Annotated in this window: 16 protein-coding genes and 1 pseudogene; 7 read left to right on the top strand and 10 right to left on the bottom strand. The window is 70.6% G+C overall.

Annotated elements, in window-relative coordinates; genetic code table 11:
- Positions 1-45: 45 nt before the first annotated feature.
- Both sufB and ACFHWY_RS09125 read right to left on the bottom strand, forming a co-directional pair.
- The gene (gene sufB / locus ACFHWY_RS09130; protein WP_416579679.1) at positions 46-1,476 is read right to left on the bottom strand and encodes a Fe-S cluster assembly protein SufB; all 1,431 of its coding nucleotides are present in this window, start codon (positions 1,474-1,476) and stop codon (positions 46-48) included.
- Positions 1,473-2,261, bottom strand: a complete 789-nt coding sequence (locus tag ACFHWY_RS09125; protein ID WP_416579678.1) for a helix-turn-helix transcriptional regulator — start codon at positions 2,259-2,261, stop codon at positions 1,473-1,475. Before ACFHWY_RS09125 ends, sufB begins: the two co-directional genes overlap by 4 nt.
- Before the next feature lie 98 nt (positions 2,262-2,359).
- Here ACFHWY_RS09125 and ACFHWY_RS09120 point away from each other — a divergent pair, with 98 nt between their 5' ends.
- Positions 2,360-3,379, top strand: a complete 1,020-nt coding sequence (locus ACFHWY_RS09120) for a COX15/CtaA family protein (RefSeq protein WP_416579677.1) — start codon at positions 2,360-2,362, stop codon at positions 3,377-3,379.
- 23 nt (positions 3,380-3,402) lie between these two features.
- Here ACFHWY_RS09120 and ACFHWY_RS09115 read toward each other — a convergent pair.
- The 3 genes and pseudogenes from ACFHWY_RS09115 to ACFHWY_RS09105 form a co-directional block, all read right to left on the bottom strand.
- Positions 3,403-4,326, bottom strand: a pseudogene (locus ACFHWY_RS09115) (ATP-grasp domain-containing protein); the annotation flags it as partial.
- 9 nt (positions 4,327-4,335) lie between these two features.
- A complete protein-coding gene (locus ACFHWY_RS09110; protein WP_416579676.1) occupies positions 4,336-4,671 on the bottom strand; it encodes a hypothetical protein in 336 nt (111 codons plus the stop codon).
- A 310-nt stretch (positions 4,672-4,981) separates the two neighbouring features.
- On the bottom strand, positions 4,982-5,938 hold the full coding sequence (locus ACFHWY_RS09105) for a heme o synthase (protein ID WP_416579675.1): 957 nt from the start codon (positions 5,936-5,938) through the stop codon (positions 4,982-4,984).
- A gap of 291 nt (positions 5,939-6,229) precedes the next feature.
- Here ACFHWY_RS09105 and tkt point away from each other — a divergent pair, with 291 nt between their 5' ends.
- Genes tkt through pgl form a run of 6 tightly spaced genes read left to right on the top strand, consistent with a single transcriptional unit; the run spans position 6,230 to position 14,677 of the window.
- Positions 6,230-8,368, top strand: coding sequence for a transketolase (tkt, locus tag ACFHWY_RS09100; protein ID WP_416579674.1), 2,139 nt, complete (start codon positions 6,230-6,232; stop codon positions 8,366-8,368).
- 17 nt (positions 8,369-8,385) lie between these two features.
- Positions 8,386-9,564: a transaldolase gene (tal, locus tag ACFHWY_RS09095; protein WP_416579673.1), complete on the top strand. Its 1,179-nt coding sequence runs from the start codon at positions 8,386-8,388 to the stop codon at positions 9,562-9,564.
- 48 nt (positions 9,565-9,612) lie between these two features.
- On the top strand, positions 9,613-11,265 hold the full coding sequence (locus ACFHWY_RS09090; RefSeq protein WP_416579672.1) for a glucose-6-phosphate isomerase: 1,653 nt from the start codon (positions 9,613-9,615) through the stop codon (positions 11,263-11,265).
- A 37-nt stretch (positions 11,266-11,302) separates the two neighbouring features.
- Positions 11,303-12,817 carry a glucose-6-phosphate dehydrogenase gene (gene zwf / locus ACFHWY_RS09085; protein WP_416579671.1) on the top strand — a complete coding sequence of 505 codons (1,515 nt, stop codon included), beginning with the start codon at positions 11,303-11,305 and terminating at the stop codon, positions 12,815-12,817.
- Between the two features lie 31 nt (positions 12,818-12,848).
- Positions 12,849-13,865 carry a glucose-6-phosphate dehydrogenase assembly protein OpcA gene (locus ACFHWY_RS09080; protein WP_416579670.1) on the top strand — a complete coding sequence of 339 codons (1,017 nt, stop codon included), beginning with the start codon at positions 12,849-12,851 and terminating at the stop codon, positions 13,863-13,865.
- A gap of 47 nt (positions 13,866-13,912) precedes the next feature.
- Positions 13,913-14,677: a 6-phosphogluconolactonase gene (pgl, locus tag ACFHWY_RS09075; protein WP_416579669.1), complete on the top strand. Its 765-nt coding sequence runs from the start codon at positions 13,913-13,915 to the stop codon at positions 14,675-14,677.
- A 74-nt stretch (positions 14,678-14,751) separates the two neighbouring features.
- Here pgl and ACFHWY_RS09070 read toward each other — a convergent pair whose 3' ends face one another.
- The 5 genes from ACFHWY_RS09070 to gap form a co-directional block, all read right to left on the bottom strand.
- Positions 14,752-15,096, bottom strand: coding sequence for an RNA polymerase-binding protein RbpA (locus ACFHWY_RS09070; protein ID WP_416579668.1), 345 nt, complete (start codon positions 15,094-15,096; stop codon positions 14,752-14,754).
- Between the two features lie 135 nt (positions 15,097-15,231).
- Positions 15,232-15,492, bottom strand: coding sequence for a preprotein translocase subunit SecG (gene secG, locus ACFHWY_RS09065; RefSeq protein WP_092382518.1), 261 nt, complete (start codon positions 15,490-15,492; stop codon positions 15,232-15,234).
- 95 nt (positions 15,493-15,587) lie between these two features.
- Positions 15,588-16,379 (bottom strand): triose-phosphate isomerase, encoded by a 792-nt coding sequence (tpiA, locus tag ACFHWY_RS09060; RefSeq protein WP_416579667.1) that lies wholly within the window; start codon positions 16,377-16,379, stop codon positions 15,588-15,590.
- Positions 16,379-17,578, bottom strand: coding sequence for a phosphoglycerate kinase (locus tag ACFHWY_RS09055; protein WP_416579666.1), 1,200 nt, complete (start codon positions 17,576-17,578; stop codon positions 16,379-16,381). Before ACFHWY_RS09055 ends, tpiA begins: the two co-directional genes overlap by 1 nt.
- Positions 17,575-18,579, bottom strand: a complete 1,005-nt coding sequence (gap, locus tag ACFHWY_RS09050; protein WP_416579665.1) for a type I glyceraldehyde-3-phosphate dehydrogenase — start codon at positions 18,577-18,579, stop codon at positions 17,575-17,577. The genes ACFHWY_RS09055 and gap overlap by 4 nt, the downstream gene beginning before the upstream one ends.
- Between the last annotated feature and the right edge of the window lie 129 nt (positions 18,580-18,708).

Genomic DNA, 18,708 nt, shown 5'->3' with positions numbered 1-18,708 from the left:
ACCGGAGGCGGGCCGGGACCGGGCGCGGCCCGCCGCGGGACGGCGTCAGCCGACCGCGCCCTCCATCTGCAGCTCGATCAGGCGGTTGAGCTCCAGGGCGTACTCCATGGGCAGTTCCTTGGCGATCGGCTCGATGAAGCCACGCACGATCATCGCCATCGCCTCGTCCTCGCTCAGACCCCGGCTCATCAGGTAGAAGAGCTGGTCCTCGCTGACCTTGGAGACGGTCGCCTCGTGCCCCATCGACACGTCGTCCTCACGGATGTCGACGTACGGGTAGGTGTCGGAGCGGGAGATCGTGTCGACCAGCAACGCGTCGCACTTGACCGTGCTGCGGCTGTTGGTCGAGCCCTCCAGCACCTGCACCAGCCCCCGGTACGAGGTACGGCCGCCGCCCCGGGCGATCGACTTCGACACGATGGTGCTGCTGGTGTGCGGCGCGGCGTGCACCATCTTGGCACCCGCGTCCTGGTGCTGGCCCTCGCCGGCCATGGCGACCGAAAGCACCTCGCCCTTGGCGTGCTCGCCGGTCATGTAGACCGCCGGGTACTTCATGGTCACCTTGGAGCCGATGTTGCCGTCGATCCACTCCATGGTCGCGCCCTCGTGGCACACGGCGCGCTTGGTGACCAGGTTGTAGACGTTGTTGGACCAGTTCTGGATGGTCGTGTAGCGACACCGGGCGTTCTTCTTGACGATGATCTCCACCACGGCGCTGTGTAGCGAGTCCGAGGAGTAGATGGGAGCGGTGCAGCCCTCGACGTAGTGCACGTACGCGCCCTCGTCGACGATGATCAGCGTCCGCTCGAACTGACCCATGTTCTCGGTGTTGATCCGGAAGTACGCCTGCAGCGGGATCTCCACCTGCACGCCCTTGGGCACGTAGATGAACGAGCCACCGGACCAGACCGAGGTGTTCAGCGCGGCGAACTTGTTGTCGCCGACCGGGATCACCGTGCCGAAGTACTCCTTGAAGACGTCCTCGTGCTCCTTGAGCGCGGTGTCCGTGTCCAGGAAGAGGACGCCCTGCTCCTCAAGGTCCTCGCGGATCTTGTGGTAGACCACCTCGGACTCGTACTGGGCCGCGACACCGGCGACGAGGCGCTGCTTCTCCGCCTCCGGGATACCCAGCTTGTCGTAGGTGTTCTTGATGTCCTCGGGCAGGTCCTCCCAGCTCGCGGCCTGCTTCTCGGTGGAGCGTACGAAGTACTTGATGTTGTCGAAGTCGATTCCGGTGAGGTCGGCGCCCCAGGCCGGCATCGGCTTGCGGCCGAACAGCCGTAGGCCCTTCAGACGCAGGTCGAGCATCCAGGCCGGCTCGCTCTTCTTGGCCGAGATGTCCCGCACCACCGCCTCGTTGAGGCCACGCTGGGCGACCGCCCCGGCGACGTCGGAGTCGGCCCAGCCGTACTCGTAGTTGCCCAGGGCAGCGAGCTGCTCCTCCTGGGTCAGGGGCTGGACGATCTGCTCGGTCATCTATCTGTCCTCACAGTGGTGACGGTCATACCGGACTGGGCGCGCGGCGGACCGGGAATGTGCGTGGTGCACACCCCGTCCCCGTGCGCGATGGTGGCCAGGCGCTGTACGTGGGTACCGACCAGGCGGGAGATCACCGTGGTCTCGGCCTCGCACAACGCAGGGAACTCGGCGGCCACGTGCGCCACCGGGCAGTGGTGCTGGCAGAGCTGACCACCGGAGGCGATCGTGGACGCACTGGCAGCGTATCCCTCGGCGGTGAGCGCTGCGGCGAGTGCCTCCGCCCGGGCCATCGGGTCGTCCCCCGCGTCGGCCAGGGCAGCCTGGCAGCGAGCCTCCAGCGCGGCCACCTGCTCGGCGGCGAACCTCTCCACCGCCTGGGAGCCACCGGTGCGAGCGATCCAACGCAGCGCGGCGGTGGCCATGTTGTCGTAGTGGTGAGTGCCACACCGGCTGCGGGCGGCGTCGGTCAGCAGGAACACCTTAGCCGGCCGGCCGCGCCCTCGGTGGCCGCGGACGGCCTGCTCGCGGGCGATGACGTCGCCGTCGACCAGCATCGCGTCGAGGTGCCGGCGAATCGCCGCCGGGCTGAGGCCCAGCGCGTCGCCCAACTGGGCGGCGGTGGCGGCTCGGCGCTCCAGCAGCAGCTGGGTCACCCGGCCCCGGGTCGACAGGTCCGCCGCGGGCGTGCCCGGAGCGGACGCGGCCGGGGCGGCCGGCACGGTCCCGCCGGCGGCCGTCCAGGCCCCCGGCTGGTGCCCGGTGAGCCCCGCCGCCTTTTTCACAACGCCCACGTTACGTAATTCGGTCAGGCCCTGCAAACGCGGGGTGTGGTGATCCGAGCCACCGCACGTGCGGAGTCACCCGATCGGGGAAAACTACGGTGCGTAGGATTCGCCTCGTGAAGCGACCCGTCCAGTTCCCGGTCTCCACCACCCTGCTGCGCCGTCTCGCGTTCGCCAACATCGTCGCGAACGCCGCCATCGTGGTCACCGGCGGTGCCGTCCGGCTGACCGCCTCCGGGCTCGGCTGCCCCACCTGGCCCCGGTGCACCGACGAGTCCTACACCGCCACGACCGAGATGGGTGTGCACGGGGTGATCGAGTTCGGCAACCGCCTGCTCTCCTTCGTGCTGGTGCTGATCGCGGGCGCCGCCCTGCTGGCCGCGCTGGCGCACCGCCCGCGCCGCCGGGGTGTGGTACCGCTCGCGCTGGTCGTCGTCCTCGGCATCGTGGCGCAGGCGGTGATCGGCGGGATCACGGTACGCACCCAGTTGCACCCCTCGATCGTGGGCATCCACTTCGTCGTCTCGATGCTGCTGCTGCTCGTCGCGTACGCCCTGTGGCGGCGGGTGGGCGAGCCGGCAGGCCGCACCGCCCCGCTGGTGCCGCCTGCGCTGCGCGCCCTGACCTGGACCACCGTGGTGGCCGGCGCTGCGGTGATCATTGTCGGGGTCGCGGTGACCGGCAGCGGCCCGCACGCCGGTGACGCCGACGCGGTCCGCAACGGCCTCCACCCGCAGACGATCTCCCAGATCCATGCCGACCTGGTGTTCCTGCTCGTCGGCCTGACCGTCGGCCTCTGGCTGGCCCTGCGCGCGGTCGGCGCGCCGGCGCACACCGTCCGCGCCGCCCTGACCCTGCTCCTGGTCGAGCTGGGCCAGGGCGTGATCGGCTTCGTGCAGTACCTCACGAACCTGCCGGTGCTGCTGGTCGGCGCCCACATGCTCGGTTCCTGCCTGGTCTGGCTCGCCACCCTGGCCGTGCTCTGGTCGGTCCGCGAACGCCGGGCGGACCCGACCGGCACCGCCGGCACCGCCGGCACCGCCGGCACCGCCGGCACCGCCGGCACCGCCGGCACCGCCGCGCCGGCCAGAGCGCGGGCCGCGTCGCTGACGCCATGAGGGCCGCCATTAACCGCGCGCGGTCAGGCCCGGCTGCGGGTGAGGTGGATGACGATGGCGTCGGCGAAGCGCTCGGGAGCTCCGGCGGCGTACCCGAGGAACAGCGACGGCTCGGTCAGCTCCAGTTCCACCAGCACCGGCGTGCCGTCGGGGCCGGCAATCAGGTCCACCCGGGCGTAGAGCAGCCGGCCCGTGCCGCCGGGTACCGCCGCGAGGGTCTTCTCCGCGACCGCGTGCTGCGCCGGGTCGGCCGTCCGGACGGTGATCTTCTCGGGCATGAAGAGCCGCCCGTCGGCGCCCTCGTCGGGTCCGGTCAGCATCGGCCCCTTGCAGACGGCGTGACTGAAGGCCAGGCCATCCGGGCCGGCGAGGAAGAGCAACGCCGTCTCACCCTCGGTGTCGACGGCGGTCAGGTACGGCTGGACCATGGCCGCCCGCCCGGCGGCGCCGAGGCGACGAATGTGAGACAACGCGAGGTCTCGGTGCCGCGGGTCGGCCAGGTCGTAGCGACCGGTGTCCCGGCTACCCGCGCTGACGACCGGTTTGATGACGTACTCGCCCCGGTCGGCTGGTGGCTGCCACGGCTCGCCGGGCAGCACCCAGCCGGTCGGTGCCGTCGGCACCCCGGCGGCGGAAAGCTCGTCCAGGTAGCGCTTGTCGGTGTTCCAGAGCACCACGTCGGCCGGGTTGACCAGCCGGGGCACAAGCCCGGTCCAGGTGACGAACTCCTCGGGCCGGAGAACGTAGTCCCAGGGAGAGCGGAGCACGACGAGGTCGTAGTCGGCCCAGTCGACGCCCGGGTGGTCCCAGACGACGGGTTCGGCAACGATCCCACGCGCGGCCAGCGGGGCGAGGACGAGGCTGTCGTCCCCGTCGAGATCGGCCAGCGCGGCGCAGGTGACGAGAGCGACCCGGGGTTTCCCCCGGGTCGGCTGGTGGTGGTCGGTCTATTTATCTCACCGAGCCATCGTGCGTCGGGCCATCGAACGCCAGAGGTCGTTGCTCGGACGCATCTGATCCATCAGTTCCCGCTCCCAGGCGTTCTCCACGGCCACTCCGGCCTGCCCGCAGGCATCCCGGGCCAGGACCGTGTCCTCGGCGAACTGGTCGCCCCACGCGCCGTCGGAACCCACCAGGACGATGCGTGCACCGCGCTTGCCAACGTACTCGATGACCGCCTTCGCCCCGCCGTGCTCGGCGGCGAACGACTTGATGCCGGCGACCAACCCGTCGGGGGCTGGCGCTGAGGCGGTTTGATCAGCCGTCAGCGTCGTATCGGAACCATCTGCCATAACCGCAGCCTATGCAGACAACCACTTGCAGGTGCGAGAACCGTGAAGCTTTTGTGATACCGATTACCCGAAGTTTAAGGAACAGCTAAGGCGTTTCGGGGGTATTTATCCGGACTAAGTACGCCCGAACGACGCGCCAGAACGCCATTAAGCGACTCAGGATAGAGCGGATGAGACGCATCCCTCAGTGGCCGAAAATTAACGACAATACGGACAACCGCGCGTCGTCCAGATCTACCCGATCGCCGTTAAGAAGTAGCGCCTCCCATACCGCAGGCGCTATGTAAGAGAAGCTTTTCCTTACGACAGGTCAGAGCAGGGCGTCGAGGGCAACCGCGGCGAAGACGATCGTCAGGTATGTCGTCGACCAGTGGAACAGCCGCATCGGCTTCACCGGCTCGCCCCGGCGGGCCCGCCCGGCGAGCTTGTGCGCCTCGGCCAAGAAGATCGCACCCACCACCAGTGTCGGCACGCCGTAGACAGGACCCGGACCCAGCGCCCAGACAGCAAGCGAGACGAGCACCGTCAACCAGGCGAACAGCACGATCTCGGCGTTGACCCGCCGGACCGAGGCCACCACCGGAAGCATCGGGATGCCCGCCCTGGCGTAGTCGTCCCTGTACTTCATGGCGAGCGGGTAGAAGTGCGGCATCTGCCAGAAGAAGACCACCCCGAACAGCGCCCACGCCACCGGCGACAACGAGCCGGTCACCGCCGCCCAGCCGATCAGCACCGGCGCGGCCCCGCAGGCGCCACCCCAAAAGGTGTTCGCCGCCGTGGTGCGCTTGAGCCACAGCGTGTAGACGACGTCGTAATAGACGATCGCGGCCAGGGTGAGCCCGGCGGCGAGCAGGTTGGTGAAGGCCGCCATCAGGGTGACCGACACGGCCGCCAACGTCAGGCCGAAAATCAGCGCGTTGCGGGGCGTCACGGTGTGCGCGGGCAGCGGCCGGCGCTTCGTCCGCCGCATCAACTGGTCGATGTCGCGGTCGATGTAGCAGTTGAGCACGCTGGCCGCGCCGGCTGCGAGCGAACCACCGACCAGCACCACCGCGACCAGCCACAGCGACGGCATCCCGCCGTGCGCGACCATCATCGCCGGCACGGTGGTGACCAGCAGCAGCTCCACGATCCGCGGCTTGGTCAGCGTCACGTAGGCCGCCAGCACCGTCCGCACGTCACGGGAGCGGGCCGGGTCCTCCTCCGCCGTGCGCACCGGCGGCTGCCCGGCAGGATCACTCACGGGGCGCTCGGTGACCATGCTCACGGATTGCCACCTTCCGGCATCGGCAGGGGAGGTCGGGGCGGCGGGATCCGGCTCGGGTCCACACGCCGCACCCACACACTACGCGCTGTCGTTTTGCCTGCCCGGGCGACCCGGCAACGGTGCGGGCCGTCACACCAGCGGCCGAACGACATCCCCGCGAGGCCGCTGAACCGGGCGGCCGGCCGGAAACGTACAGATCAGCATGCTGAGATCCTCGGGCGCACGTTTAGCAACGCTCGATAGGGTCACCAGTGAGGGTTCCGCCCAACTCGCCGAGGAGCACAAACCACCGTGGCTGCCAACCGACCCGCGCACCCCGCACTTGACTGGTCCGACCTCGACCGCCGTGCCGTGGACACCGTCCGCGTGCTGGCCATGGACGCCGTGGAGAAATCCGGCAATGGCCACCCAGGCACCGCGATGAGTCTCGCCCCCGCGGCGTACCTGCTGTTCAACCGGGTGATGCGACACAACCCGGCCGATCCGAGCTGGCCCGGACGGGACCGGTTCGTGCTCTCTGCCGGCCACTCCAGCCTCACCCTGTACATCCAGCTCTTCCTCGCTGGCTACCCACTCGGCCTCGAGGACCTGAAGTCGCTGCGGCAGTGGGGCTCGCTCACCCCGGGGCACCCCGAGCACGGTCACACCCCCGGCGTGGAGACCACCACCGGCCCGCTCGGGCAGGGTCTGGGTAACGCCGTGGGCATGGCGATGGCGGCACGACGCGAGCGCGGCCTGTTCGACCCGGAGACCGAGGCCGGCGAGTCGGCCTTCGACCACCACATCTGGTGCATCGCCTCCGACGGCGACATCGAGGAGGGCATCAGCCACGAGGCCAGCGCCCTGGCCGCGCACCAGCAGCTGGGCAACCTCTGCGTGCTCTACGACGACAACGAGATCTCGATCGAGGACGACACCCGGATCGCGTTGAGCGAGGACGTGGCTGCGCGCTACGCCGCGTACGGCTGGCACGTGCAGCAAGTCGACTGGCGGCGCGGCGAGGCCGAGAAGAGCGACTACCACGAGAACGTCGAGGAGCTGTACCAGGCGCTGCTGGCCGCCAAGGCAGAGACCGGCCGCCCGTCGTTCATCGCGCTGCGCACCATCATCGGCTGGCCGGCGCCGAACAAGCAGAACACCGGCAAGATCCACGGCTCGGCGCTGGGCGCCGACGAGGTGGCCGCCACCAAGGAGATCCTCGGATTCGACCCGACCGCTTCGTTCGAGGTCACCGAGGAGGTGCTGGCCCACACCCGCACGACGCTGAGCCGCGGCGAGGCCGCGCAGCAGCAGTGGACGACCGTCTTCGACGCCTGGACCAAGGCCGCCCCCGAGCGGCGCGCGTTCCACGACCGGCTGTCCGGCCGGATCCTGCCCGAGGGTTGGATCGACGCGCTGCCGGAGTTCCCCGCCGACGCCAAGGGCGTCGCCACCCGGGCCGCCTCCGGCAAGGTGCTGGCGGCGCTCGCACCGGTGCTGCCCGAGCTGTGGGGCGGCTCGGCCGACCTGGCGGAGAGCAACAACACCACGATGAAGGGCGAGCCGTCCTTCGTCCCCAGCCAGTACGCCACCAAGGAGTTCCCCGGCCACGAGTACGGCCGGACGCTGCACTTCGGCATCCGCGAGCACGCCATGGGCGCAATCCTCAACGGCATCGCCCTGCACGGCGGCACCCGCCCGTACGGCGGCACCTTCCTTGTGTTCAGCGACTACATGCGCCCGTCGGTACGGCTGGCCGCACTGATGAAGCTGCCGGTGATCTACGTCTGGACGCACGACTCCATCGGCCTCGGCGAGGACGGCCCGACCCACCAGCCGGTGGAGCAGCTGAGCGCGCTGCGGGCCATCCCCGGTCTGGACGTGGTCCGGCCGGCCGACGCCAACGAGACGGTGTGGGCGTGGCGCCAGGCCCTCGAACACGCCGACCGGCCGACCGCGCTGGCGCTGAGCCGGCAGGCCCTGCCGACGCTGGACCGCGCGAAGCTGGCCGCGGCCGACGGCGTCGCCAAGGGCGGCTACGTGCTGGCCGAGGCCGCCAACGGCAAGCCGCAGGTGATCATCGTGGGCACCGGTTCCGAGGTGCAGCTCTGCCTGACCGCGCGGGAGCGGCTGGAGGCCGACGGCACGCCCACCCGGGTCGTCTCGATGCCCTGCCAGGAGTGGTTCTACGAGCAGGACGAGGCGTACCGGGAGTCGGTGCTGCCGCGCGGGGTAAAGGCCCGGGTGAGCGTGGAGGCGGGCATCGCGATGTCCTGGCGCGGGATCGTCGGTGACTGCGGCGAGAGCGTCAGCCTGGAGCACTACGGCGCGAGTGCCCCGCACTCCGTGCTCTTCGAACAGTTCGGCTTCACCCCCGACCGGATCGTCGCCGCCGCGCACGCGGCGCTGACCCGGGTCGGGGACATCACCGGTTTCACGACCGGCAACTGAGGGAGGCGTTGGCGTACATGACGACCGACAGGCTGGGTGAGCTGACCGCCACGGGAGTGGCGGTCTGGCTCGACGATCTTTCCCGGGTACGACTCTCCTCCGGCGGGCTTGACCAGCTGCGCCGAGAGAAGCACGTCGTCGGGGTGACCACCAACCCGACGATCTTCGCGAAGGCGTTGAGCGACGCCGACGAGTACGACTGGCAGCTACGGGACCTGGCCGGTCGGGGCGTCGACGTCGAAGAGTCCGTCCGCATGCTCACCACGTACGACGTGCGGTGGGCCTGCGACGTGATGCGCCCGTCGTACGACGCCAGCGGTGGCGTGGACGGCCGGGTCTCCATCGAGGTGGACCCGCGGCTGGCCCACGAATCGCAGCGCACCGTGGCCGAGGCCAGGGCGCTGTGGTGGCTGGTCGACCGGCCGAACCTGTTCATCAAGATTCCGGCGACCGAGGCCGGCCTGCCGGCGATCACCGCCACGCTGGCCGAGGGGATCAGCGTCAACGTGACGCTCATCTTCGGCCTGGACCGCTACTCCCAGGTGATGGAGGCGTTCCTGACCGGCCTGGAGCAGGCGAAGGCGAACGGCCACGACCTGAGCAAGATCGGTTCGGTTGCCTCGTTCTTCGTCTCCCGGGTCGACAGCGAGGTCGACGCCCGGTTGGAGAAGATCGGCTCGGAGCAGGCCAAGGCACTGCGCGGCAAGGCCGCCGTCGCCAACGCCCGGCTGGCGTACCAGCGCTACGCCGAAATCTTCTCCACCGACCGCTGGCAGGTGCTGGCCGACGCCGGGGCGCACCCCCAGCGACCACTGTGGGCGTCCACCTCGACCAAGAATCCGGACTACCGGGATGTGATCTACGTCGAGGAGCTGATCGCCGCCGGCACGGTCAACACCATGCCGGAGCCGGTCATCCACGCCTACGCCGAGCACGGCGAGACCCACCCGGACACCGTCACCGGCGCCTACGACGACGCCCGGGCAGTCTTCGCCGACCTGGAGTCGGTGGGCGTGGACCTGGCCGACGTGATCGCCACGCTGGAGCGCGAGGGCGTGGAGAAGTTCGAGGCGAGCTGGGGCGAGCTGCTCGCCGGCGTACGCAAGTCGCTGGCCGCCGCCGGGCAGGGCACGGATCATCCGAGCGACGCCGCCAGCGGCAACGCCGCCGCCGCGCGGGCTGGAGGAAATGCGTGACCGTACGCCACGTCAGCACCCATGTCGCCACCCCACGAGGGTGGCGACATGGGTGAGTTGCCGGCCGCACCGGCCGAGGCCGCCGCGGGTCTCGCGGTGTACGGCGCGCAGACCGTCGACGCCGACGCGCCGGCCTCCGCCCGACAGGCCCTGGTCGACGCCGATGTCCCCGCCCGGCTCGCCGCCAGGGACCCGACGTTGTGGGGTCCGGACGCGGCGGCCGACGCGGCGGCCGGGCTCGGCTGGCTGGACACCCACCGCCGTAGCCGGGAGCTGCTCCCCCAGCTGGCCGAACTGACGGCGGAGCTGGCCGACCTGGACCATGTGGCGCTCGTCGGCATGGGCGGCTCGTCACTCGCGCCGGAGGTCATCACGCGCACCACCGGCCGCCCGCTGACCGTGCTCGACACCACCGACCCCGGGCAGGTTCGCGCCGCACTGGCCGATCGGCTGGAGCGCACCGTCGTGGTGGTGGCCAGCAAGTCCGGCGCCACCGTGGAGACCGACAGCCTGCGGCGGGCGTACTGGCAGGCGTTTCTGGACGCGGGGATGACCGAGGCCGAGGCCGGCCGGCACTTCGTCGTGGTGACCGACCCGGGCTCACCGCTGGAGGCGCTCGCCGCCGAACTGGGCGCGATCGTCGTGCCCGCCGACCCCGAGGTGGGCGGCCGGTACTCGGCGCTGACCGCGTTCGGGCTGGTTCCCTGCGCGCTGGCCGGCGTCGCGGTGACCGACCTGCTCGACCAGGCCGACGCGTTCGCGGCGTCGCTGGCGCGTCCGGAGGGCAACCCGGCGCTGGCACTCGGCGCCGCGCTCGCCGCTGCCGCCACCGCCGGGCGAGACAAGATCGCGCTGCTCGCCGACGGCACCGGTATCGAAGGGCTGGGCGACTGGGTGGAGCAGTTGCTCGCCGAGTCCATCGGAAAGGACGGCCTCGGCGTCCTGCCCGTGGTGGTCGAGTCCCCGGACAGCCCTGGGCTGTCCGGTCCCGGTGTGCTGACCGTCAGCTACGGTGGCGCGCTGGCCGCCGGTGACGTGCCCGGCTCCGGGGCCGGCGCGCCCGACGTCGCGGTGAACGGGCCGCTCGGTGCCCAGTTCCTGGCCTGGGAGTACGCGACCGCTGCCGCTGCGATCGTGCTCGGGGTGAACCCGTTCGACCAGCCGAACGTGACCGAGGCCAAGGAACACGTAGCAGAGATCCTGGCCGGAGAGTCGGCGACACCGACACCGTCGTCGACCGAGGGCGCGATCGAGGTGTACGCGCCGGCAGGCACCCCGGGCGACCTGGCCGGCGCGCTGCGTCACCTGCTCGACGGGGTGCCCGACGAGGGCTACCTGGCGGTGACGGCGTACCTCGACCGGCACGCCGACGCTGGCGCGGCCCGGCTGCGTCCGCTGCTGGCCTCGGCCACCGACCGGCCGGTCACCTTCGGTTGGGGACCGCGCTACCTGCATTCCACGGGGCAGTACCACAAGGGCGGGCCGCCGGCGGGTAGCTTTCTTCAGATAACCGGTAGCGTCAACGTCGATCTACCGGTGCCCGGGAAGCCGTACTCCTTCGGGGAGCTACAGGCGGCGCAGGCCGCCGGCGACCGGCGTGCCCTGTCGGCTCGCGGACGTCCTATGCTGCGCCTGCACCTGACCGGGCGGTCAGCGGGCCTGGCCCAGCTGTTCGATGCGGTCGGGTCGCTGCGAGCATGACGATGGACGACGTGGACGAGCGGAGCGAGGAGGCGGCGTGAACCCGCTGCGCGACCCGCAGGACCGGCGGCTGCCGCGGATCCCGGAGCCCTGCGCTCTGGTGATCTTCGGAGTGACCGGCGACCTGGCCCAGAAGAAACTGTTGCCCGCGGTCTACGACCTGGCCAACCGGGGGCTGCTGCCACCCGGTTTCGTCGTCGTCGGATTCGCCCGGCGGGACTGGCGCGACGGCGACTTCGCCTCGCTCGCCCGCGAGGCGGCCAAGGCACACTCGCGTACCCCCTGGCGCGAGGAGGTGTGGTCGAGGCTCGAACACAACATCAAGTTTGTCGGTGGATCGTTCGACGACGACACCGCCTTCGACAACCTCGCGCACTGCCTGGAGGGCCTGCGCGACAGCCACGGCATCCACGGCAACGCGGCGTTCTACTTCTCCATCCCACCGAGCGCGTTCCCGGTGGTGCTCAAGCAGTTGGCCCGCACCAGCATGGCCGACAACGAGAAGTGCGGTGGCTGGCGGCGGGTGGTGGTGGAGAAGCCGTTCGGCAACGACCTGCCCTCGGCCAAGGCCCTCAACGACCTGGTCGACGACGTGTTCACCCGGCAGGACGTCTTCCGCATCGACCACTACCTGGGCAAGGAGACGGTCCAGAACATCCTCGCCCTGCGCTTCGCCAACAGCCTCTTCGAGCCACTGTGGAACTCGCAGTACGTCGACTCGGTGCAGATCACCATGGCCGAGGACGTCGGGATCGGCAGCCGGGCCGGTTTCTACGACTCCGTCGGCACCGCCCGGGACGTCCTGCAGAACCACCTGCTGCAACTGCTCGCCCTGGTCGCCATGGAGGAACCCACCAGCTTCGACGCCGACGAGATCAGGGCCGAGAAACTCAAGGTGCTCAAGGCCATCACGCTGCCGCGCGACGTTGCCGAGGGCACCGTACGCGGGCAGTACCTGCCCGGCTGGGTCGGCGGCCAGCGGGCTAAGGGCTACCTGGAGGAGAACGGTGTCCCGCCGACCTCCACCACCGAGACGTACGTGGCGGTGCGGCTCGGCATCCAGAACCGCCGGTGGGCGGAGGTGCCGTTCTACATCCGGGCCGGCAAGCGGCTGCCCCGGCGGGTCACCGAGGTCGCGGTGATCTTCAAGCGGGCACCACACCTGCCGTTCACCCCGGCGGACATGGAGATGCTCGGCAACAACCAGCTGGTGATCCGGGTCCAGCCCGACGAGGGCGTGGTACTCAAATTCGGCTCCAAGGTGCCGGGTACCACCATGGAGGTCCGCGACATCGCGATGGACTTCCAGTACGGCGAGGCGTTCACCGAGTCCAGCCCGGAGGCGTACGAACGGTTGGTGCTCGACGTGCTGATCGGCGACCGGACGCTGTTCCCGGACGCCGCCGAGGTCGAGCAGAGCTGGGCCGTGGTGGACCCGCTGGAACACGCCTGGGAGGGCGCGAAACCCGAATCCTACCGGTCCGGCGAGTGGGGGCCCCGGGCCGCCGACGAGATGCTGGCCCGTGAGGGCCGCGCCTGGCGGCGGGCGTGACCGGGTACGGCGAGCGAAGCAGGAGGCTCCGTTGATCGGACTGTGGGACACCACCGGCAACGAGGTGGTCAAGGCGCTCGCCGCAGAACGGCGCAGCGCCGGCGGGGTGGCCAGCGGCATGGCACTGACCCTGATCGTGGTGGCCGACGAGAAGCGGGTCCGCGACGCGGAGGCGGCCGCCACGATCGCCGCCGCCGCGCACCCGTGCCGGTTGCTGGTGGTCGTCCGTTCCGACGTGGACCGCGACCGCAACCGCCTCGACGCGGAGATCGTGGTCGGCGGTCGACTCGGCCCGTGCGAGGCCGTGGTGATGCGGATGTACGGGCGGCTGGCGCTGCACGCCGAGTCGGTGGTGATGCCGCTGCTGGTGCCGGACGTGCCGGTGGTGACGTGGTGGCACGGTGAACCGCCGGAGGAGATCGCCACCGACTTTCTCGGTGTGGTCGCCGACCGCCGGATCACCGACTCCGCGCAGGCCGCCGACCCGATCGCGGCGCTGCGGCAGCGGGCCCGGGACTTCGCGCCCGGCGACACCGACCTCGCCTGGACCAGGATCACCCCGTGGCGCACCCTGGTCGCCGGGGCGTTCGACACCACCGAGGCACAGCTCACCGAGGCCGCGGTGGTCGCGCCGCCGACCGACCCGACCGCCGCGCTGATGCGCGGCTGGCTGCGTAGCCGGCTGGACATCAAACCCCGCTGGGACCGGACCCGGGAGTTCCCCCGGATGCGTGAGGTGCAGCTGCGCTGCGACAACGGCGACGAGCTGACGCTGACCCGAGAGGACAGCATGGCCACCTTCCGCCGTACCGGCCAGGAGGACCGGGTGCTCCCGCTGGTGCGCCGGCCGCTCGGCGACGAGCTGGCCGAGGAGTTGCGCCGGCTCGGCCCCGACCAGGTGTACGCGGAGGCGCTGGGCACCTTCGCCGGGCTCACCCACCTGGACCGGCGGTCAAGCCAGCGGGTACATGTCTGGCGGGATCCGACCACCGCCAGGCGGGCCGAGGCGGGCGTCACCGCCCACCCGGTCACGAACACCGGCTCCTGACCCCCTGTTCGTACGACACGACCGCCGCGCGGTCCCGGAAGGACACCATGAGTGAGGCGAGTGTCGCCGTCCACGCCGACGTCGACCTGCTGGCGCAGGCGGTCGCGGCCCGTTTGGTGGTGAGGCTGCTCGACGCCCAGGCCGAGCGCGGCCAGGCGTCGGTGGTGCTCACCGGCGGGCGGGTCGCCGCCGCGGTCTACCGGGCGGTGGGTGCGTTGCCGGCCCGGGACGCGGTGGACTGGTCCCGGGTCGACTTCTGGTGGGGCGACGAGCGGTTCCTGCCCGCCGGCGACCCGGAGCGCAACGAGACCCAGGCCCGAGCGGCGCTGCTCGACTCGCTGCCGGTGGATCCCGCCCGGGTCCACGCGATGCCGGCCGCCGACGCCGGGGCCGACGCGGAGGAGGCCGCCGCCCGGTATGCGACGGAACTCGCTCGGGCGGCCCGCCCCGGTACCGCCACGCTGCCCCACTTCGACGTGCTGATGCTCGGCGTCGGCGAGGACGGGCACGTCGCATCGGTCTTCCCGGAGCACCCGGTGCACTATGAGAGCCGTCCGGTCAGCGCGGTTCGGGGCAGCCCGAAGCCACCGCCGGTGCGGATCACCCTCACCCTCCCGACGATCAACACTGCCGAGGACGTGTGGCTGGTGGCCGGCGGCGCCGACAAGGCCCACGCGGTCGGTATGGCGCTGGCCGGTGCCGGGCCGGTGCAGATCCCGGCGGCCGGTGTGCAGGGCACCAGCCGTACCCTCTGGCTGCTGGACCGGGCCGCCGCCGCCGACGTCCCCACCCGCCTCCGCAGCCTGCGGTGAAGGAAGGGCCCCCTGTTGACACCTGGTGAGGTGGAGGGGCCCCTTCTTGACACCGGGCGGCGGGGTGCGCGGGTTCAGCGGCGTCCACGCCGCCGACGCAGGGCGGCGAGGGCTTCAGCGAGGATCGCCTCCCCCTCGGCTTCGGTACGCCGCTCCTTCACGTACGCAAGGTGGGTCTTGTACGGTTCCGCCCGGGTCCGGCCCGGCGGATCCTGGGCATCCTGACCGGCCGACAGCCCGCAGCGCGGGCAGTCCCAGACGGTTGGCGCCGTCACGTCAGCGACGATCCGGATCTCGGTTCTGTGCCCGTTGCGGCACCAGTAGCTCACCGACCGGCAGGGGACCGGCAGGTGGCGTTCGGAGTGGCGGGCGGGCGCGGACCCGACCCGGGCACCGCGGATGACGTGGCCGTTCGGCACGGCGCTGGCTCCTGTCGTCGGAGGGGCCGCCGTCGAGGAGTGGACGGCGGGCGACGCGGTGCAGCGGGTGAAACGGACTGCGCGCGGCCCGTCGGGTGACGGACCGCGCGCAGATTGTACGACTCGGCAGCCTGCTCAGACGCCCGTACCCACCTCGAGCCGGAGCCAGAGGCCGAGCCCGATGATGCAGGCGAACCAGACGATGCCCACCAGGACGGTGTAGCGGTCGAGATTCTTCTCGGCGACCGATGACCCGGCCAGGCTGGAGCTGACGCCACCGCCGAACATGCTGGACATCCCACCTCCCTTGCCCCGGTGCAGCAGGATGAACAGGGTGAGCAGGACGCTCGTGATGACCAGCAACACGATCAACGTGTAGGCGAACCAGATCGGCATGGCGGGGGTCAGTCCTCTCGTTACGATCCTCGCCCGGGCAGTTCGGGCACGGCGGCACCGACCGGCGGACGGGCGGAGTCAAGGATAGCGAGCAATCAGCCGGTGATGTGCTCCGGGAACCGGCAGATCTTCGCGAACTCCTCGGCGTCCAGGCTGGCGCCGCCCACCAGGGCGCCGTCCACGTCCGGCTGCGCCATGATCGAGGCGACGTTGGACGACTTCACCGAGCCGCCGTAGAGGATCCGGACCTTCTCGGCGGTGCCCTGGTCAAAGGACTCGGCCAACCGGGCCCGCAGTGCGCCGCACACCTCCTGGGCGTCCTCCGGCGTGGCCGTCTTGCCGGTGCCGATCGCCCAGACCGGCTCGTACGCGACGACCACCTGGGTGATTTGCTCCGCGCTCAGCCCCTTCAGTGCGGCGTCGAGCTGGTCGGTGCAGTGCGACACCTGGCCGCCCTGCTCCCGGACGTCCAGCCCCTCGCCGACGCAGAGGATGGGGGTGAGCCCGTGGGTCAACGCCGCCTGCACCTTGGCGCCGACCAGGGCGTCGTCCTCGCGGTGGTAGGCGCGCCGCTCGGAGTGTCCGACCACCACGTACGTGCAGCCCAGCTTCGCCAGCATCGGACCGGCGATCTCGCCCGTGTAGGCGCCCGAGGCGTGCGGGGAGAGATCCTGCGCGCCGTAGCCGACCAACAGCTTGTCGCCCTCCACCACGGTCTGCACCGTGCGCAGGTCGGTGAAGGGCGGCAGGACCACCGTCTCCACCTCGGACAGCTGCTTCTCGTTCAGGCTGGCCGCCAGCTTCTGCACCAGCAGGTTCGCCTCGAGGTGGTTGAGGTTCATCTTCCAGTTGCCGGCCATCAGCGGCCGGCGGGGAGCGCTCGCCATCAGTTCTCCAGTGCCGCGATGCCGGGGAGGGTTTTGCCCTCCAGGTACTCCAGGGAGGCGCCGCCACCGGTGGAGATGTGTCCGAAGTCCTTCTCGTCGAGCCCCAGGGCGCGGACCGCAGCTGCCGAGTCGCCGCCGCCGACCACACTGAACGCGCCGGACGCGGCGATCGCCTCGGCGACCCCCCGGGTGCCGTGCGCGAAGGCCGGCATCTCGAATACGCCCATCGGGCCGTTCCAGAAGGTCGTCCGGGCGTCCTTGAGCGCGGCGGCGAAGCCCGCCACCGTCTTCGGGCCCACGTCCAGCCCCACCCGCTTACTGGGAATGCCCTCCGCCGGCACGGTGTCGTGCGCGGCGTCCGGGGCGAACGCGTCGGCAGCCACCACGTCGACCGGAAGCATGATCTTGCCTTCGGAGCGCTCCAGCAGATTGCGGCAGGTTTCCACCATCTCGGCCTCCAGCAGCGAGGAACCAACCTCGTGGCCCTGGGCCTTCAGGAAGGTGAAGCACATGCCACCACCGATGAGCAGCCGGTCGACCTTCGGCAACAGCGCCTCGATCACCGCGAGCTTGTCGGAGACCTTCGACCCGCCGAGCACCACCACATAAGGCCGCTCGGGGGCGCCGGTCAGCTGCGACAACACCTCCACCTCGCGCAGCACGAGACGGCCGGCGACGTGCGGCAGTCGCGCGGGCACGTCGTGGACGCTGGCGTGCTTGCGGTGCACCGCGCCGAACGCGTCGTCCACGTAAGCGTCACCGAAGGCGGCGAGCTGGTCGGCGAAGGAACCCCGCTCGGCGTCGTCCTTGCTGGTTTCCCCCTTGTTGAAGCGCAGGTTCTCCAGCAGCGCGACCTCGCCGTCGGCGAGCGCCGCCACGGTGGCCTGGGCCGAGTCGCCGATCGTGTCGGTGGCGAAGTGCACAGCCGTGCCGAGCAGCTCGCCGAGCCGCCCGGCGACCGGGGCGAGGCTGAACTGCGGGTCCGGTGCGCCCTTGGGTCGGCCCAGGTGGGAGCAGACGACGACCTTCGCACCGGCCTCGGTGAGCGCACCCAGGGTCGGCAGCACTGCCCGGATCCGGCCGTCGTCGGCGATCGAGCCGGACTGCTTGTCGAGTGGGACGTTCAGGTCGGCGCGCACCAGCACGCGCCGACCCGGCACCCCCTCGGCGAGCAGGTCGTCGAGGGTACGGATGCTCACAGCGACTGACCCACCAGCTTGACCAGGTCCACCAGGCGGTTCGAGTACCCCCACTCGTTGTCGTACCAGCCGACCACCTTGACCTGGTTGCCGATGACCTTCGTCAGCGGCGCGTCGAAGATGCACGACGCCGGGTCGGTGACGATGTCGGCCGACACGATCGGGTCCTCGTTGTACACCAGGATGCCCTTGAGCGGACCTTCGGCGGCGGCCTTGAGCGCGGCGTTGACCTCGTCCACGGTGGTCTCCCGGCTGACCTCGACGGTCAGGTCGGTGGCCGAGCCGGTGGGGATCGGCACCCGCAGCGCGAACCCGTCTAGCTTGCCCTTGAGGTCCGGCAGGACCAGGCCGATGGCCTTCGCGGCGCCGGTCGAGGTCGGCACGATGTTCAGCGCGGCGGCGCGGGCCCGGCGCAGGTCCGAGTGCGGCGCGTCCTGCAGGTTCTGGTCCTGGGTGTACGCGTGGATGGTGGTCATCAGACCCTTGGTGATGCCGAACGTGTCGTGCAGCACCTTCGCCATCGGCGCCAGACAGTTGGTGGTGCAGGAGGCGTTCGAGATGATGGTGTGCTTGGCCGGGTCGTACTGGCCCTGGTTGACGCCCATCACGACGGTGACGTCCTCGTTCTTCGCCGGAGCGGAGATGATGACCTTCTTGGCTCCGCCGTCGACGTGCGCCTTCGCCTTGGTGGCGTCGGTGAAGAAGCCGGTCGACTCGATGACGATGTCGACGCCCAGGTCGCCCCAGGGCAGCTTGGCCGGGTCCTTCTCCGCGTACGCCTTGATGGTCTTGCCGCCGACGGTGATCTCGTCGGCGGTGGCCTTGACCTCGTGCGGGAGGCGACCCAGGATGCTGTCGTACTTGAGCAGATGAGCGAGCGTCGCATTGTCGGTCAGGTCGTTGACGGCCACGACCTCGACGTCAGCGCCGGAAGCCAGCACTGCCCGGAAAAAGTTACGGCCGATCCGGCCGAAGCCGTTGATGCCAACCCGGATGGTCACAGGTCCCATCTCCTCGCGTTCTGGTCCGCCGGCATAGAGACCTTCGGCCGGCAGAGTGGTGTGCGCCGACCGTTGAGCCGGCCGTCGACGGTTCATCTCGGCTGCCCCGCCGCGGTCTAGGGACCTGAC

This window comes from Micromonospora sp. LOL_024, from assembly GCF_048060415.1.
Taxonomy (GTDB): Bacteria; Actinomycetota; Actinomycetes; order Mycobacteriales; family Micromonosporaceae; genus Micromonospora.
Note: the sequence above shows the minus strand (reverse complement) of the source record. Positions and strands in the feature narration are given on the sequence as shown.

Bases quoted from the DNA above. Each gene is read 5' to 3' on its own strand.
- sufB (WP_416579679.1), bottom strand. From the start codon at position 1,476: ATGACCGAGCAGATCGTCCAGCCCCTGACCCAGGAGGAGCAGCTCGCT.
- ACFHWY_RS09110 (WP_416579676.1), bottom strand. From the start codon at position 4,671: ATGGCAGATGGTTCCGATACGACGCTGACGGCTGATCAAACCGCCTCA.
- tal (WP_416579673.1), top strand. From the start codon at position 8,386: ATGACGACCGACAGGCTGGGTGAGCTGACCGCCACGGGAGTGGCGGTC.
- ACFHWY_RS09090 (WP_416579672.1), top strand. From the start codon at position 9,613: ATGGGTGAGTTGCCGGCCGCACCGGCCGAGGCCGCCGCGGGTCTCGCG.
- pgl (WP_416579669.1), top strand. From the start codon at position 13,913: ATGAGTGAGGCGAGTGTCGCCGTCCACGCCGACGTCGACCTGCTGGCG.
- secG (WP_092382518.1), bottom strand. From the start codon at position 15,492: ATGCCGATCTGGTTCGCCTACACGTTGATCGTGTTGCTGGTCATCACG.
- tpiA (WP_416579667.1), bottom strand. From the start codon at position 16,379: ATGGCGAGCGCTCCCCGCCGGCCGCTGATGGCCGGCAACTGGAAGATG.